At 72.6% G+C, this 15624-nt stretch carries 14 protein-coding genes; 12 read left to right on the forward strand and 2 right to left on the reverse strand.

The annotated features are described in order from the left end of the window. The first annotated feature begins 535 nt into the window (after positions 1–535). From DVR05_RS18835 to DVR05_RS18855, 5 genes are all read left to right on the forward strand, one after another. The gene (locus DVR05_RS18835) at positions 536–1810 is read left to right on the forward strand and encodes a glutamate-5-semialdehyde dehydrogenase (RefSeq protein WP_116247235.1); all 1275 of its coding nucleotides are present in this window, start codon (positions 536–538) and stop codon (positions 1808–1810) included. Positions 1811–2107: 297 nt separating this feature from the next. Further along, on the forward strand, positions 2108–3079 hold the full coding sequence (locus DVR05_RS18840; protein ID WP_116247236.1) for a hypothetical protein: 972 nt from the start codon (positions 2108–2110) through the stop codon (positions 3077–3079). 305 nt (positions 3080–3384) lie between these two features. After that, the gene (locus tag DVR05_RS18845) at positions 3385–4149 is read left to right on the forward strand and encodes an SDR family NAD(P)-dependent oxidoreductase (protein ID WP_116247237.1); all 765 of its coding nucleotides are present in this window, start codon (positions 3385–3387) and stop codon (positions 4147–4149) included. Next, complete coding sequence (locus tag DVR05_RS18850) at positions 4146–4973, forward strand: enoyl-CoA hydratase family protein (RefSeq protein WP_116247238.1); 828 nt, start codon at positions 4146–4148, stop codon at positions 4971–4973. Before DVR05_RS18845 ends, DVR05_RS18850 begins: the two co-directional genes overlap by 4 nt. Further along, positions 4973–5464 (forward strand): RidA family protein, encoded by a 492-nt coding sequence (locus DVR05_RS18855; protein ID WP_116247239.1) that lies wholly within the window; start codon positions 4973–4975, stop codon positions 5462–5464. Before DVR05_RS18850 ends, DVR05_RS18855 begins: the two co-directional genes overlap by 1 nt. A 138-nt stretch (positions 5465–5602) precedes the next feature. On the opposite strand, the gene DVR05_RS18860 is transcribed toward DVR05_RS18855, so the two are convergent. Then, entirely contained in the window at positions 5603–6478 is an 876-nt protein-coding gene (locus tag DVR05_RS18860) for a PaaX family transcriptional regulator C-terminal domain-containing protein (protein WP_232832218.1), read from the reverse strand. Positions 6479–6639: 161 nt separating this feature from the next. Between DVR05_RS18860 and DVR05_RS18865 the strand changes: the two genes are divergently transcribed. From DVR05_RS18865 to DVR05_RS18880, 4 genes are read left to right on the forward strand one after another with little or no spacing between them, the layout of a single operon-like run. Beyond that, positions 6640–7797 (forward strand): acyl-CoA dehydrogenase family protein, encoded by a 1158-nt coding sequence (locus DVR05_RS18865; RefSeq protein WP_116247241.1) that lies wholly within the window; start codon positions 6640–6642, stop codon positions 7795–7797. Positions 7798–7818: 21 nt separating this feature from the next. Continuing rightward, positions 7819–9444, forward strand: coding sequence for a benzoate-CoA ligase family protein (locus DVR05_RS18870; protein ID WP_116247242.1), 1626 nt, complete (start codon positions 7819–7821; stop codon positions 9442–9444). Between the two features lie 36 nt (positions 9445–9480). Then, entirely contained in the window at positions 9481–11838 is a 2358-nt protein-coding gene (locus tag DVR05_RS18875; RefSeq protein WP_116247243.1) for a bifunctional salicylyl-CoA 5-hydroxylase/oxidoreductase, read from the forward strand. 27 nt (positions 11839–11865) lie between these two features. Continuing rightward, positions 11866–12594 (forward strand): S9 family peptidase, encoded by a 729-nt coding sequence (locus DVR05_RS18880; RefSeq protein WP_198659242.1) that lies wholly within the window; start codon positions 11866–11868, stop codon positions 12592–12594. A gap of 13 nt (positions 12595–12607) precedes the next feature. Here the strand turns inward: DVR05_RS18880 and DVR05_RS18885 are convergent, their stop codons facing one another. After that, positions 12608–13654, reverse strand: a complete 1047-nt coding sequence (locus tag DVR05_RS18885; RefSeq protein ID WP_116247245.1) for a M48 family metallopeptidase — start codon at positions 13652–13654, stop codon at positions 12608–12610. A 229-nt stretch (positions 13655–13883) separates the two neighbouring features. Here DVR05_RS18885 and nadD point away from each other — a divergent pair, with 229 nt between their 5' ends. From nadD to DVR05_RS18900, 3 genes are read left to right on the forward strand one after another with little or no spacing between them, the layout of a single operon-like run. After that, the gene (nadD, locus tag DVR05_RS18890) at positions 13884–14516 is read left to right on the forward strand and encodes a nicotinate-nucleotide adenylyltransferase (protein WP_116247327.1); all 633 of its coding nucleotides are present in this window, start codon (positions 13884–13886) and stop codon (positions 14514–14516) included. A 17-nt stretch (positions 14517–14533) separates the two neighbouring features. Then, the gene (gene rsfS / locus DVR05_RS18895) at positions 14534–14932 is read left to right on the forward strand and encodes a ribosome silencing factor (protein WP_116247246.1); all 399 of its coding nucleotides are present in this window, start codon (positions 14534–14536) and stop codon (positions 14930–14932) included. Positions 14933–14979: 47 nt separating this feature from the next. Beyond that, on the forward strand, positions 14980–15612 hold the full coding sequence (locus DVR05_RS18900; protein WP_116247328.1) for a histidine phosphatase family protein: 633 nt from the start codon (positions 14980–14982) through the stop codon (positions 15610–15612). Positions 15613–15624: the final 12 nt, after the last annotated feature.

Here is a 15624-nt window from a genome sequence, read left to right on the forward strand (position 1 = left end):
AATGTGATTCCTCTGCCCCGGACGTCATTGTCATTCTCGTGCTCGCATTCCTGGCTATTCCCAGTGGCCGTCATCGGTCAGCTGGATGGTTGCGGTGCCGTTAATGAACTAGGGCATCCGGGAATAGCCTCCCGGAAGCTCTCTCGGTGGCCGACGGGGTGCAGTCGGTGTCACTCGCACAGTAAAGCAGGTTCCCGCGACAATCGACCGGGGGCGGAGACTCTTTGTTGGTGACCGAATGAATGCGTATGGTTATTCCATCTCGTCGGAGGCGGTGTTCGGAACGGCTCAAGATCATTACTGAACGTGTGAGCTTGGTCACATGACCTTTCTATGCCACGGGGCAACGTGAAGGAAATGGAAAGTGTTCCGAGAGTGCTTCGGGTTGAACCGGCCGCGGGCCGGGAACGCGCGTGCGGGGCCCGGGCGGGGGTGACCGGCGGCATATACCCTGGAGACCGACGCCCCGACACGGCGCCGTGCGCGGCGCGGCCGGTGTGCCGGGGCGCCCTCCCGACCACAAGAGAGAGCACCCATGAGTGACATCGAGCGCGAGGTCCGTGCGGTGGCCGAACGTGCCGGGGAGGCGGCGGTCGACCTCGCCCCGCTCAGCCGGGCCGTGAAGGACGCCGCCCTCCTGGCCGTCGCCGACGCCCTCGTCAAGAGGACCGACGAGATCACCGCCGCCAACGCCGAGGACGTTGAGCGCGCCCGGAGCGAGGGCACCACGCCGGCCTTCGTCGACCGCCTCACCCTGACCCCCCAGCGGATCGAGGCCGTCGCCGACGCCGTGCGCCACATCGTCGAGCTGCCCGACCCGGTCGGGGAGTCGGTGCGCGGCGGTGTGCTCCCCAACGGTCTGGACCTGCGGCAGATCCGGGTGCCGCTCGGTGTCATCGGCATCATCTACGAGGGGCGGCCCAACGTCACGGTCGACGCCGCCGCGCTGTGCCTCAAGAGCGGGAACGCCGCCCTGCTGCGCGGCTCCTCCTCCGCCTACGCCTCCAACACCGCCCTCGTCGCGATCATGCGCGAGGCGTTGGAGGGGACCGGTGTCCCGGTCGACGCCGTGCAGCTGGTGCCGGGCCGTACCCGCGAGTCCTCCACCGCGCTCATGCGGGCGCGCGGGCTGGTCGACGTCCTCATCCCGCGCGGGGGCAACTCGTTGATCCAGGCGGTCGTGCGCGACTCCACGGTCCCGGTGATCGAGACGGGCGAGGGGCTGTGCCACGTGTACGTGGACGAGGCCGCCGACCTCGACAAGGCGGTCGCGATCGCCACCAACGCCAAGGCGCAGCGCTGCTCGGTGTGCAACTCGGCCGAGACGCTGCTCGTGCACGAGGCGGTCGCGGACGCGTTCCTCCCGCGGGCGCTGGAGTCCCTCGCCGAGGCCGGGGTCACGGTGCACGGCGACGCCCGCGTGCTGGCCGTGGCCGAGGCCGCCGGCGGCGCGGCGACGGTGGTCGAGGCCACCGAGGAGGACTGGGCCACCGAGTACCTGTCCATGGACCTGGCCGTGCGCGTGGTCCCGACCATCGACGACGCCCTCGCCCACATCCGGCGGTACTCCACCCGGCACACGGAGGCCATCGTCACCGACTCGCTCGCGGCGTCCCGGTATTTCGTGTCCCGGGTCGACTCGGCAGCGGTCATGGTGAACGCCTCCACCCGTTTCACCGACGGCGGTGAGTTCGGCTTCGGCGCGGAGATCGGTATCTCCACCCAGAAACTGCACGCCAGGGGGCCGATGGGGCTCACGGAGATGACCTCGACCAAGTATGTGGTCACGGGTGACGGGCATCTGAAGTAGGACTCACGGGACCTTACCCACACGGGGCCGCCGGGTATGCCGGGCGGTCCCGGTGTGTGTATGGGGTACAAAACAACACAAACACGCCATGTGTCGCACATGCCACAGGCAGACCTCGTGGATCCTTGATGCATGCGCAGTTTCCCCTGTCGAAACCTAGACAAACGAGATTATTCGCCTCAGAAGTATTCCCAAATCGCCTAGGCATCGGTACGTTCCTGGATGTGTCCCGGCGCTCCGCCCGCACCGATCTCCGGAGCGCCGCCCCCACGGTCACGATGAAAGGAACACCCCCGAATGAAGCTTCCGAGCAAGGCCGCGGCGCTCGCCACCGCCTCCCTCGCCGTCGGCGGAGCAGCGCTCGTCGCCACCCCCGCGCAGGCCGACCTGGTCACCCTGTGCTCGGGTCACGGCGGCGCGGTCACCCTTCCCACCGACCTCGCGGTCCCCGAGGGCGAGAGCTGCTACCTGGACGGCACGGTCATCCAGGGTGACGTCACCGTCCGCGCGGACGCCAACCTGCACATCATCGGCGGTGAGATCGAGGGCGAGGTGACCGTCCAGGGCAACGGCTACTTCGACGCCTCCAGCACCACCCTGGGCGACAGCGTCGTCAACAACGGCTCCTTCGGCACCCACCTGGAGGAGAGCACCAGCGGCGCCGGTGTCAGCGCGCTTCCCGTCGAGGGCGGCAACACCGAGGGCTTCGTCTTCGTCGTGGACTCCTCGGTCGAGGGCCTCAACTCCGAGGTGGGCGAGGTCTACGTCAGCGGCTCGCGGATCGGCGGCGACGTCAGCGCCGACGGCGCCGCGTACGTCGACGTGTACGACACCGCCGTCCGCGGCGACCTGTCCGTCACCGGTGCCGCCGGCGGGGGCATCCTGTGCGACAGCGAGGTCCTGGGCGCGGCCACCTACTCCGGCGGTGGCGGCCCGGTCGCGGTCGGCGCGGGCGAGCAGGAGGGCTTCTGCGAGTCGCTCAACTACGTCGACGGGGACCTCACCGTCACCGGCGTGACCGGCGGCGTGTACGTGGACAACAACATCGTCGGCGGTGACCTGGTCACCTCCGACAACCAGCCCGTCGCCCAGGTCGGCGACAACAACCGCGTCCGCGGTGACGTCCTGACCCAGGAGGTGGCGCTGCGCTCCTTCGCCGCCGCCGCGGCGGAGGAGTTCGAGGCCCACGAGGAGGGGCTGACCGAGCAGGTCGAGGAGGCCCGGGCCGAGACGATCGACGAGGCCATGGCCGCGGGTCCCGCCTTCTAGGGAGCTGTGCCCGCCCCGGTCCTTCCGCTTCGCGGCGGGACGGGGCACCCTCGACGGACGGCTTCGGCGAGGCATTCGCTCCGGTCGGGCGCCCGCGAGGCCGGGGACGCCTCATCCCCGGCCTCGCCTGACGCTCGTTCCTCGTCGGCGGCCCGCCTCGTCCTGCGGCACCCGGGCCTCACCCCCCGGGCGCGCTCACGGCGGCGCCGACGGTTCCCCCGTCGGCGCCGCTCCGCGTGCGCGGGGCGACACCGCGGTATGTCGTCCTACTGACGATGGTCAAAGTTGAGTGATACAGTCCCCTCATGGCTGACTCCGTGCGGCGTGTCGTGGTCACCGGTGGATCGGGCGGTATCGGGCGGGCGGTCGTGTGCGCGCTCGCCGCCGAGGGGTACGGGGTGGTCGCCCTGGGCCGGGACTCCGGACGGCTCGCGGCGCTGGAACGCGAGAGCCGCGCGCACGGACTCGACGTCACCACGCGGGTGTGCGACGTGACCGACGAGGCCGCCGTCGCCGCGACCGCCGACGCCCTCGGCCCCGTCGACGTTCTGGTCAACAACGCGGGTACGGCCGCGACCGCCCCGCTGCGCCGCACCGGGCTCGACATGTGGGAGAGCCACCTGCGGACCAACGCCACCTCGGCCTTCCTCATGACCCGCGCCCTACTGCCGGGCATGCTCGAACGCGACCACGGCCGCCTCGTGTTCGTCGCCTCCACCGCCGCCCTGGTCGGAACCCGGTACACGGCCGCCTACACCGCCTCCAAGCACGCCATGATCGGGCTGGCCCGGGCCGTGGCGGCCGAGGTGGCCGGGACCGGGGTCACCAGCAACGCGGTGTGCCCCACCTTCGTCCGCGGCCCGATGACCGACCGCTCGGTGGCGCGGATCGTCGAGCGGACCGGCCGCGACCGGGAGCACGCCGAGGCCGCGCTGGCCTCCGCCGCGCCCCTCGGCCGACTCCTGGAACCCGAGGAGGTGGCCGCCGCCGTGTCCTACTTCGCCAACCCCCTGGCGCGCGCGGTCAACGGCCAGTCCCTCACCATCGACGGAGGAGGAACCCACACGTGAGTCCGTTCCGCGCGTCCGCCCCCCTGACCGAGGACTGGAACCACTTCGACGTCCGGCGCGCCGACGGCGTCACCACCGTCACCCTGGACCGCCCCGACCGGCTCAACGCGCTCACCTTCGAGGTCTACGCCGACCTGCGCGACCTGCTGACCGAACTGCCCCACCGGGACGACACCCGGGCCCTCGTGCTGCGCGGCAGGGGCCGGGGGTTCTGCTCGGGAGGGGACGTCCACGAGATCATCGGGCGCACCCTGGCGATGGACCCCGACGACCTGCTCGCCTTCACCCGGATGACGGGCGAGGTGGTCAAGGCGATGCGCGAGTGCCCGGTTCCGGTCATCGCGGCCGTCCACGGCACGGCCGCGGGCGCCGGTTCGGTCCTGGCGCTGGCCGCCGACTTCCGCGTGGTGGCCCGGTCGGCCCGGTTCGCCTTCCTGTTCACCAAGGTCGGTCTGGCCGGGGCGGACATGGGCGCCGCCTACCTGCTGCCGCGCGTCGTCGGCCTCGGCCACGCCACCAAGCTCCTCATGCTCGGCGACACCGTCGGAGCCGAGGAGGCGGACCGCTACGGACTGGTCAGCGAGCTCGTCGACGACGACGCGCTGGACGCGTCGGTCGCGGCGCTGGCCACCCGGCTGGCCGAAGGCCCCGCGTTCGCCCACGCGCAGACCAAGGCGCTGCTCTCCCGCGAACTGGACATGAACCTGTCGGGTTCGGTCGAACTGGAGGCGACGACCCAGGCGCTGCTGATGAAGAGCGCCGACTACGCCGAGTTCCACGCGGCGTTCACCGGTCGGCGCGCACCCGAGTGGAAGGGCCGCTGATGGCGGACGCACGCACCCCCCCGACACCCCACACCCTGGTCGACCCGCCCGAGCTGGGGGCGGGCTCCGGGTTCGCCCACGCCGTGGTCCCGGCCCCGGGACGGACCGTGTACCTGGCGGGGCAGATCGCCACCGGTCCCGACGGGAGGGTGGCCGCCGAGGGCCTGGTCGCCCAGTTCGACCTCGCCCTGGCCAACGTCCTGACCGCACTGCGCGCCGCGGGGGGTTCCCCCGGGCACCTGGTCAACCTGGCCGTCTACACCACGGACGTGCCGGGCTACCGGGCCGCCGCCCGGGAGATCGGCCGCGCCTACCGGGGCCGGCTGGGCCGCCACTACCCGGCGATGGCCCTGTTCGGCGTGACCGGACTGTTCGACCCCGACGCCCTGGTGGAGCTGGTCGGGGTGGGGGTCGTCCCGGAGGGTCCGGGCGCCGCCGGAGTGCTGCGGGACGAGGCAAGCCGCGAGCGAGGAACGAGCGAGGAAGGATGACCGCGCCGCAGGCGTCGGTTGAGGGTGGTGGAGGGCGACGGGCGGGCGTGGCCGAGGATGAAGCACCCCCGGCCCTTCGGGCGCCCGGACACGGGCCGAAGCGAAGCGGAGGCCCAGAACACCCAGAACAAGCACGGTCTACCCCCTGACGGTGGCGCGGACGTGCTCCAGGCCCGGGTCGCGCAGCAGGGAGTGCAGGTCGAAGAAGACCCGCGCCGCCCTGCTGCCCGCCCACGGGTCCGGGAGCAGCTCCGGCGGCAGCCCGGGGTCGAGGTAGGGCATCCGCCGCCAGGCGTCCACCGCGCGCAGGTGGTCGGCGAACGCCGCCGGTCCCGGTTCGGGCGCTCCCGCACGGCCGCCGCGGCGCCGCCACGCCTCCAGGACCGGTTCGTGCTCGGCCAGGAAACCCCGGTACATCTCCTGGAGCGCGGGCAGGTCCCACCAGCGCGCCACGGCCTCGGCGGGGCCGCCGAAACCGAGGTGGTCGGCGTGGAAGAGTTCCACGTACCCCTCCAGGCCGAGGTCGCGCAGGACGCGGCGGGCCTGGTCGGTCAGGTGCGCCGGGGCGATCCACACCCCGGCGGTGGTGGTGCCGAAGCCGAGTCGGGTGAGCGCGCTGCGCAGGGCGTGGCGGCGGCCGCGTTCGGACTCGGGCACGGAGAAGACCACGAGCACCCACCCGTCGTCGATCCGGGCCACCCGGTGGCCGAAGATGCGCTGGTCGCCCTCGGCCAGGACACGGTGCCCCTCCTCGGACAGGCGGTATCCGGCCACCCCGCCGATCCGCTCTGAGACGAGCAGACCGCGCCGTTTGAGCCGGGAGACCGCCGAGCGCACGGAGGGCGCGTCGACACCGAGACCGGCCATGAGCGCGATGAGGTCGGCCACGCCGATCCATCCGCCGAGGTCGCGGGCGTAGGTGCCGAAGAACGACACGATCAGCGAGCGCGGTCGCCGGTTGGTCCGACCGTCGCCTTCGGGGGAAACGTGTGCCTGTTCACTGTTCTCCGTCACGCCCACACGATAGTGCTTCTCCCGTCAGACCTCCCATTACCAGCTCTCAGCCAGCAGAGGGAGGCAGTCAGCGCAAGGATTCATATCGATCTCTTGACGATCGTCTGTACTCCTGTACATTCAGGAAGTGGGATGGATCACTATCCGAGTCGAGGTCGCCCATGGGGTTCGCCCTGAACGACGCTGACCGCGCCTTCGCCGACTGGGCGGGGGCGCGTGCCGGGGAGCTCGCCGCCACCCCCTGCGGGGAACCGACGGGCCGGGTCGACCGACCGCTCCTCGGCCGCCTCGCCGACCTGGGCCTGCTCCCCGCCCTGTTCCCCGGCGCCAGGGACGGCGGTCCCCTCCGCGAGGCCCCCGCCACCCGCCTGTGCCTGCTCCGGGAACGCCTGGCACGCGTGGACACCCACGCCGAGACCGCCCTCGCCCTCCAGGGGCTGGGCGCCTACCCCGTCCTGCAGTCCGGCACCCCCGCCCAGCGCCGCCGCTGGATCCCCGCCGTCGCCGCGGGCGAGGCCGTGGCCGCCTTCGCCCTCACCGAACCCGACGCGGGCTCCGACGCCGCCGCCCTCGCGCTGCGCGCCGAACCGGACGGCGACGGCTGGCGCCTGCACGGCGAGAAGACCTGGATCTCCAACGCCCCCGACGCCGACTTCTACACCCTCTTCGCCCGCACCACCCCCGGCGCCCGGGCCCGGGGCGTCACCGCCTTCCTCGTCCCGGCCGACCGCCCCGGCCTCACCGGATCCCCGCTGGAGATGCTCTCCGAACACGCCCTGGGCCACCTGGTCCTGGACGGCGTCCCCGTCGGAGCCGACGACGTGGTGGGCCGCCCGGACGAGGGGTTCTCCGTCGCCATGCGCACCCTCGACCTCTTCCGCCCCAGCGTCGGGGCGTTCGCGGTCGGGATGGCCGACGCCGCGCTGACCGCCGCCCGTGCGCACACGCGCGACCGCCACGCCTTCGGAGCGCCGCTCGACCGCCTCCAGACCGTCGCCCACACCCTCGCCGAGATGGCCACCCGCGTCGAGGCCGCCCGCCTCCTCGTCTACGCGGCGGCCGAGGAGTACGACACGGACGGGGGCGAGGTCACCCTCAGGGCCGCCATGGCCAAACTGCTGGCCACCGAGACCGCCCAGTACGTGGTGGACACCGCGGTGCAGCTGCACGGCGCGCGCGCACTGCGCCGCGGCCACCTCCTGGAACGCCTGTACCGGGAGGTCCGCGCGCCGCGCATCTACGAGGGCGCCTCGGAGGTCCAGCGTCAGATCATCGCCCGCCACCTGCCCCCGATCCCGGACGCCCCGCCCGCCTCGTAGGTCTCGACCGCGGAGGTCCCCATGCCGCCGACCCTGTCACCCACCGGCCACGTCGACACCTTCACCCGCGACCACCTCCCACCGCCCGAGCAGTGGCCCGAGCTCGTCCTCGACCCGCCCGCGCCGCGCTACCCCGACCGGCTCAACTGCGCCGAGGAACTCCTGGACGGCACCATCGCCGCCCACGGGGCCGACCGCCCCTGCCTGGTCGGCGAGGACGAGACCCTCACCTACGGCGCCCTGCGCGACCGGGCCGACCGGGTGGCGCGCGTCCTGGTGGAGGAGACCGGCCTGGTCCCGGGCCAGCGGGTCCTGCTGCGCGGTCCCAACTCCCCCTGGCTGGCCGCCTGCTGGTTGGGGGTCCTGCGGGCCGGGGGAGTGGTCGTCACCGTCCTGCCGGTCCTGCGCGCCGATGAGCTCGCCACCGTCATGCGCTCCGCCCGCGTCACCCACGCCCTGTGCGACGCCCGCTTCCTCGACGACCTGTCCGCCGCCGCGGCCCAGATGGCGGGCACCCCGCACGTGATCGCCTACGGGGGAGCGGGCCCCGGGGACCTCACCGCGCTCGCCGCCGCCCGACCGTCCGGTTTCACCCCCGTGCGCGTGGCCGCCGACGACGCGTGCATGATCGCCTACACCTCCGGGACCACCGGCGCCCCCAAGGGCTGCGTCCACTTCCACCGCGACGTCCTCGCCGTCGCCGACACCTACGCCGCGCACGTGCTGCGGCCCACCCCGGACGACGTGTTCACCGGCAGCCCGCCGCTCGGCTTCACCTTCGGCCTCGGCGGCCTGCTGATCTTCCCCCTGCGCGCGGGCGCCTCCTCGGTCCTGCTGGAACGGCCCCGCCCCGAGGCCCTGCTCGCGGCCGTCGCCGAACACGGCGTCACGGTCCTGTTCACCGCCCCCACCGCCTACCGCGCCATGCTCACCCGGCTCGACGGCCACGACCTGTCACGGCTGCGGCGCTGCGTCTCGGCGGGAGAGCACCTGCCCGCCGCCACCTGGCACGCCTGGCACGAGGCCACCGGGCTGCGCATGCTCGACGGGATCGGCGCCACCGAGATGCTGCACATCTTCGTCTCCTCCACCGACGAGCACATGCGCCCCGGCTCCACCGGTCGGCCGGTTCCCGGGTTCGAGGCGGCCGTGCTCGACGACGACGGCCGACCCGTACCCGACGGGCGGCCCGGACACCTGGCCGTGCGCGGGCCGGTCGGCTGCCGCTACCTCGACGACGACCGTCAGCGCGACTACGTCCGCGACGGCTGGAACCTCACCGGCGACACCTACGTCCGCGACGCGGACGGCTACCTGTGGTACCGGGCGCGCAGCGACGACATGATCGTCACCGCCGGGTACAACGTCGCCCCGGCCGAGGTCGAGGAGGCCCTGCTCACCTCCCCGGACGTGGAGGAGGCGGCGGTCGTGGGCGTCGCCGACCCCGGCCGGGGACAGATCGTGCGCGCCTACGTCGTGCTGCGCGACGGCCTCGCGCCCGACGAGGGGCGGGCCGAACGGCTCCGGGAGCACGTGCGCTCACGCATCTCCCCGTACAAGACCCCGCGCTCCGTCGAGTTCCTCCCGGCGCTGCCCCGGACCGCCACCGGCAAGCTCCAGCGGTTCCGACTGCGCCAGGCGCCCTGACCGGGGCGGACGACCACCGACAGGAAGGCGGACCGGATGCGCATCGCGTGTGTCGGGGCGGGCCCCGCGGGGCTCTACTTCGCCGCCCTGGCCAAACGGCTGGACGGCGACCACGAGATCACCGTGTACGAACGCGACCCGGCCGACGCCACCTACGGTTTCGGGGTGGTGCTCTCCGACGAGACCCTCGGCGGCATCGAACACGCCGACCCCGACGTGTACGCGGTCCTGACCGCCGAGTCGGCCCACTGGGACGACATCGACGTCCACCACCGGGGGGCCGTCGTCACCTCGGGCGGCCACGGGTTCTCCGCGATCGGCCGCCGGACCCTCCTGCGGATCCTGCGCGACCGCTGCACCGAGCTCGGCGTGCGCGTGCTGACCGGCGCCCCCGCCCCGCCCACCGGCGCGCTGGCCGCCGCCCACGACCTGGTGGTGGCCGCCGACGGGGCGCACAGCCGCACCCGCGCCGCGTACGCCGACGCCTTCGGCACCACCCTGGAACACGGCCGCAACCGGTTCATGTGGCTGGGCACCGACCGGGTCTTCGACGCCTTCCGGTTCCATGTCCTGGAGACACCGCACGGCGTCATGCAGCTGCACTGCTACCCCTACTCCGCCGACACCAGCACGTTCCTGGTGGAAACCCACGAGGACGTGTGGCGGGCGGCCGGTTTCGCCGACCTCGCCGAGCGCTGCGACCCCCGGCCCGGGCACAGCGACACCGCGAGCATCGCCCGGTGCTCGACACTCTTCGCCGACGTCCTCGACGGCCACCGCCTGCTGCCCAACAACTCCCGGTGGCAGCACTTCACCACCGTGCGCAACCGCTCCTGGCACCACGGCAACATCGTCCTCCTCGGCGACGCGGCGCACACCGCCCACTTCTCCATCGGCTCGGGCACCAAACTCGCGATGGAGGACGCCCTGGCCCTGGCCGCCTGTCTGCACGAGAACCCCACCGTCCCCTCGGCCCTGACCGCCTACGAGGCCGAACGCCAGCCCGTCGTGGCCAGCACCCAACGCGCCGCCCAGGCCAGCATGGAGTGGTTCGAGGGCATCGGCCGCCACGTCGGACAGGAACCCGTCCAGTTCGCCTTCGACCTGCTCACCCGCAGCCGTCGGGTCACCTACGACAACCTGCGCCTGCGCGACCCCGAGTTCGTCGCCGCGGTCGACCGCTGGTTCGCCGACCGCGTCGGCGCCGCCACGCCCCGCCCGCCCATGTTCCACCCCTTCCGCCTGGGCTCCCTGGAACTGGCCAACCGGGTCGTGGTCTCGGCCATGGACATGTACTCGGCCGTGGACGGCACCCCGCAGGACTTCCACCTGGTCCACCTCGGCGGCAAGGCGCTCGGCGGCGCCGGACTGGTCATGACGGAGATGGTGTGCGTGTCCGCGGAGGGGCGCATCACCCCCGGCTGCACCGGCCTGTACCGGCCCGAGCACGAGACCGCCTGGCGGCGCGTCACCGACTTCGTGCACGCCCACACGGGGGCGTGCGTCGGCGTCCAGCTCGGCCACTCCGGACGCAAGGGCTCCACCCGGCTCATGTGGGAGGGGATGGACCAGCCGCTCGCGGAGGGCAACTGGCCGGTCGTCGCGCCGTCCCCGATCCCCTACCGGGAGGGCGTCAACCAGGTCCCGCGCGAACTCGACCCCGCCGCCATGGCCGCGATCCGCGACGAGTTCGTCGCCGCCGCGCGCGCCGCCGACCGGGCCGGGTTCGACCTGCTGGAACTGCACTGCGCCCACGGGTACCTGCTGTCCAGCTTCCTGTCCCCGATCACCAACCGGCGCACCGACGCCTACGGCGGCGACCTGACCGCCCGCCTGCGCTACCCCCTGGAGGTGCTCACCGCCGTGCGCGCCGCCTGGCCCGACCACAAACCGCTCACCGTGCGGATCTCCGCCACCGACTGGGTCGAGGGCGGCACCACCGCCGCCGACGCCGTGGCGGTCGCCCGCGCCCTGGCCGACGCCGGGGCCGACGCCATCGACGTCTCCACCGGCCAGGTCACCCCCGACGAACGGCCCGCGCACGGCCGCAGCTACCAGGTGCCCTTCGCCGAACGCATCCGCCGGGAGACCGGGGCCCCGGTCATCGCGGTGGGGGCGATCTCCTCCCACGACGACGTCAACTCCACCATCCTGGCCGGTCGCGCCGACCTGTGCGCGCTGGGGCGGCCCCACCTGTACGACCCGCACTGGACGCTGCACGCGGCCGCGGAGCAGGGGTACGAGGGGCCCGGCGCGACCTGGCCGCTCCCCTTCCGCGCGGGCAGCCGGAAACCGCCCACGGGCCGGACCGACGGCCCCCGCCCCCGACTCGACCTGCTACGTTCCCCGGGAGCCGACGCCACCCGCCACCGGCGCTGGCGCCCCGGCCGATGACACCCGTCCACGACGATGGAGAGACCCGTGCCGACGACCCACAGCTACGGGGACCACCCCAGCCAGACCGTCCGCCGGTGGGCGCCCGCCGACGGCGCCGACCGGCCCGCGCCCGTCGCGGTGCTGCTGCACGGCGGATGGTGGCGCGACCGGCACGACGCCGGTCTCATGGAGCCGCTGGCCCGGGACCTGAACGCCGCCGGGTGGGACGTGTGGAACGTGGAGTACCGGCGCACGGGGGCCGACGGGGGAGGGTGGCCGCACACCCGTGACGACGTCGCCCGCGCCCTGGACCTGCTGGCCGACACCATGCGCCGCGAGGACGGCGCGCTGGACACCTCCCGCGTGGTGTCGATCGGCCACTCGGCCGGCGGCCACCTGGCCCTGCTCACCGCCGCGGACTCCCCGGTCACCGCGGTGGTGGCGCTCGCCCCGATCACCGATCTGCGGCGCTGCGCCGACGCGGGGCTGGGCGAGGGAGCGGTCGGGCCGTTCCTGGGCCCCGACCCCGGCCCGGGGCTGTACGAGACCACCTCACCCCGCCACCGGCTTCCGGTGGGGGTGCCCCAGATGGTCGTGCACGGCGCCGCGGACGACCGCGTCCCGGTGGGGCACAGCCGCGACTACGTGGCGGCGGCCCGCGCGGCCGGGGACGCGGTGGACTACCGGGAGGTGGCCGACGCCGACCACTTCGCGGTCATCGACCCCGCGCACCCCGCCTGGGGCGCGGTCCGCGACCGCCTGGGCCGGGGCTGACCCGGCCCGGGGTTCAGGACGAGCCGGAGGAGTTCCGGGAGGATCCGCCCCGCCAACGGTCGGCGACGGTGTCGAAGATCTTCCCGCCCGCGCTGGCCGCGCTCCCGGCGACGTCGCGCAGGGTGCCCAGGAGCGGGTCCTCCGAGCGCTCCCACGCCTCCTTGTAGTGGTTGGCGGCGTTGCGGGCCTCCTGGCCGACGCTGGCGTCGCGGTCGGAGGAGCGGCGCGGGTAGTCGCCGCCCAGGATGCGCTGGTAGGAGCCGTCCTCCACCCACCGGTGCAGCTCGGCCAGACGGACCACCGCGAACGGGTGGGTCTGGCCGCTGAGGCTGAGCAGCTTGAGGAGGCTGTCGCGCGCGTCGCCGCCGCGCTCGTACTCGCGGGCCTGCTCCAGGAAGGCGTCGGGGTTCATCTCCGCCAGCGTGGAGCCGCCCGCCATCTTCATCAGGGCGCGCTTGCCCGCCTCGGGATCCTGGCAGGCCAGGACACCCGCGCGGTCGCAGGACAGCTCGGACTTGCGGTACCACTCCTCCAGCGCGGACACGATGGCGCGCAGGCCGATGTAGCCCAGCGGGATCCACGCCACGCGGGCGGCGAGCTGGATCAGGGCCAGCAGCATCGTGCGGTAGACGGCGTGGCCGCTGAGGATGTGGCCGACCTCGTGGCCGATGACGAACCGCTGCTCCTCGGCGTCGAGCAGGTCGAACAGGCCCGTGGTCATGACGATGAACGGCTTCTGGCTGCCGATCGCCATCGCGTTGGGCTTGGGGTTCATCTGGATGTAGAGCTCGGGAACCTCGTCCAGGTCCAGGACGTAGGCCGCGTCGCGCACGTAGTCGTACACGTGCGGGAACTGGGTGGGGCCCACGCGCACCGCGCTGGACAGGAACATCAGGCGCAGCGCCCGCTCGTTGAAGAGCCCGGACATGCGCTTGAACACCTCGTCGAACCCGCGCAGCGAACGCAGCGCGACCAGGGCGCCCCGGTCGGCCGGGTGCTCGTAGGCACGGGGTGAGATCTCGGAGAGCCGGACGCGTACGCGGTCTGGTGAGTTCGCCATACGGGCATGCTATGCGTCGCGATGACGGTTGGCCACGGTTTCGGGCAATCGAGATATGACGCGATTCACCGATCCTTCGGGAACGGAGGGGAAGGAACCCGCACCGCCGCTCGTTGACCCAGTTCCAGGGATATACCGGGAGCAACCGCCGACGGTGGTGCACTCCGTCGGCTACTCTCGGTTGGCCGATCCCGGCAACGACCACGACCACGGCGAAACGGAGCGCACAGTGGCCAACGAAGCGACCGGCGCGTCCACCCGGGCCGGAGCCACCCCCACCAAGGTCGGCATCATGGGTGGCACCTTCGACCCCATCCACCACGGGCACCTCGTCGCCGCCAGTGAGGTGGCCCACCTCTTCGACCTCGACGAGGTCGTGTTCGTCCCCACGGGCCAGCCCTGGCAGAAGGACCCCGACAGCGTCACCCCCTCCGAGGACCGCTACCTCATGACGGTGATCGCCACCGCGGAGAACCCCCAGTTCCGGGTCGATCGCATCGAGATCGACCGCGCCGGACCCACCTACACCCTGGACACCCTGCGCGAGATGCGCGCCTCCTACGGCTCCGACGTCGAGCTGTACTTCATCACCGGGGCCGACGCGCTCGGCGCCATTCTGAGCTGGCACAACGTCGACGAACTCTTCGAGCTCGCGCATTTCGTAGGCTGTAACCGTCCCGGGCACCACCTCAGTGACTCCGGGCTGCCCGAGGGCAAGGTCTCGCTGGTGGAGGTCCCCGCGCTGGCCATCTCCTCGACCGAGTGCCGGGAGCGGGTCCGCAAGGGCGAACCCATCTGGTACCTGGTCCCCGACGGCATCGTCCGCTACATCAACAAGACCGGGCTCTACCGAGAGAGCTGAAAGGCAGCAAGCACAACGTGACAGCCACCGACAGGGCGCTGGAGCTGGTCAGGGTCGCCGCAGAGGCCGCCTCCGACAAGCTCGCGCAGGAGATCATCGCCTACGACGTCAGCGACCAGCTCGTCATCACCGACGCCTTCGTGCTGTGCTCGGCGCCCAACGACCGGCAGGTCCGCGCGATCGTCGACGAGGTCGAGGACCAGCTCCGCCTCAAGGCCGGAGCCAAGCCGGTGCGGCGTGAGGGCGAGCGGGACGGCCGCTGGGTGCTGCTGGACTACGCGGACATCGTCGTGCACATCCAGCACGAGGAGGAGCGCGGGTACTACGGCCTCGAACGCCTGTGGAAGGACTGCCCCGAGATCGGCCTTCCCGAGAACGCGCGCGGAGCCGAGCGCACCCCGCTGGACGAGCAGTAGCCGCCGAACGGGAAGAGACACCACACGTGAGCGACACCACCCCCCGCGTGCTGTTCTGGCGGCACGGACGCACGGCCTGGAACGTCGAGAACCGTTTCCAGGGGCAGACCGACATCGGACTCGACCGGCTCGGCCACGCCCAGGCCGAACGGGCGGGCCGCGTGCTCGCGACCCTGGAACCCGACGTCATCGTCGCCTCCGACCTGCGGAGGGCCGCCGACACCGCCGGGTACCTCAGCCGTGCGTCCGGGGTCCCGGTCGAGTACGACAAGCGGCTGCGTGAACGCTTCGGCGGGTCCTGGGAGGGGCTGACCGGGGCGGAGCTGTCCGCGCGCTGGCCCGCCCAGCACGCCGTGATGGACATCCCCGACGGGGAGGACATCTCCGAGGTCGGGGACCGGATGACGGCGGCGGTGGACCGCGCGCTGGAGCGGACTCCGTCCGGAGGGCTGCTGGTCGTGGTCAGCCACGGAGCCGCCGTCCGGGTGGGGATCTCCAGGATGCTGGGGATCCCCGACGAACAGCGGGAGGTGCTCGGCCCGCTCAGCAACTGCTGCTGGTCGGTCCTCCAGCGCAGACGGGACGGATGGCGGCTCATGGAGCACAACGCCTCGAGCCTACACATATCTTCCAAGTTGGACCCAGCTCCAACGGAAGATCAGGCTCCGGAGACGCCCTGACCTGAGGTAAGC

The organism is Nocardiopsis sp. FIRDI 009, from assembly GCF_003386285.1.
Classification (GTDB): domain Bacteria; phylum Actinomycetota; class Actinomycetes; order Streptosporangiales; family Streptosporangiaceae; genus Nocardiopsis.

Coding starts and splice junctions, on each gene's coding strand:
- DVR05_RS18835 (WP_116247235.1), top strand. CDS start 536: ATGAGTGACATCGAGCGCGAGGTCCGTGCGGTGGCCGAACGTGCCGGG.
- DVR05_RS18840 (WP_116247236.1), top strand. CDS start 2,108: ATGAAGCTTCCGAGCAAGGCCGCGGCGCTCGCCACCGCCTCCCTCGCC.
- DVR05_RS18845 (WP_116247237.1), top strand. CDS start 3,385: ATGGCTGACTCCGTGCGGCGTGTCGTGGTCACCGGTGGATCGGGCGGT.
- DVR05_RS18855 (WP_116247239.1), top strand. CDS start 4,973: ATGGCGGACGCACGCACCCCCCCGACACCCCACACCCTGGTCGACCCG.
- DVR05_RS18865 (WP_116247241.1), top strand. CDS start 6,640: ATGGGGTTCGCCCTGAACGACGCTGACCGCGCCTTCGCCGACTGGGCG.
- DVR05_RS18870 (WP_116247242.1), top strand. CDS start 7,819: ATGCCGCCGACCCTGTCACCCACCGGCCACGTCGACACCTTCACCCGC.
- DVR05_RS18875 (WP_116247243.1), top strand. CDS start 9,481: ATGCGCATCGCGTGTGTCGGGGCGGGCCCCGCGGGGCTCTACTTCGCC.
- DVR05_RS18885 (WP_116247245.1), bottom strand. CDS start 13,654: ATGGCGAACTCACCAGACCGCGTACGCGTCCGGCTCTCCGAGATCTCA.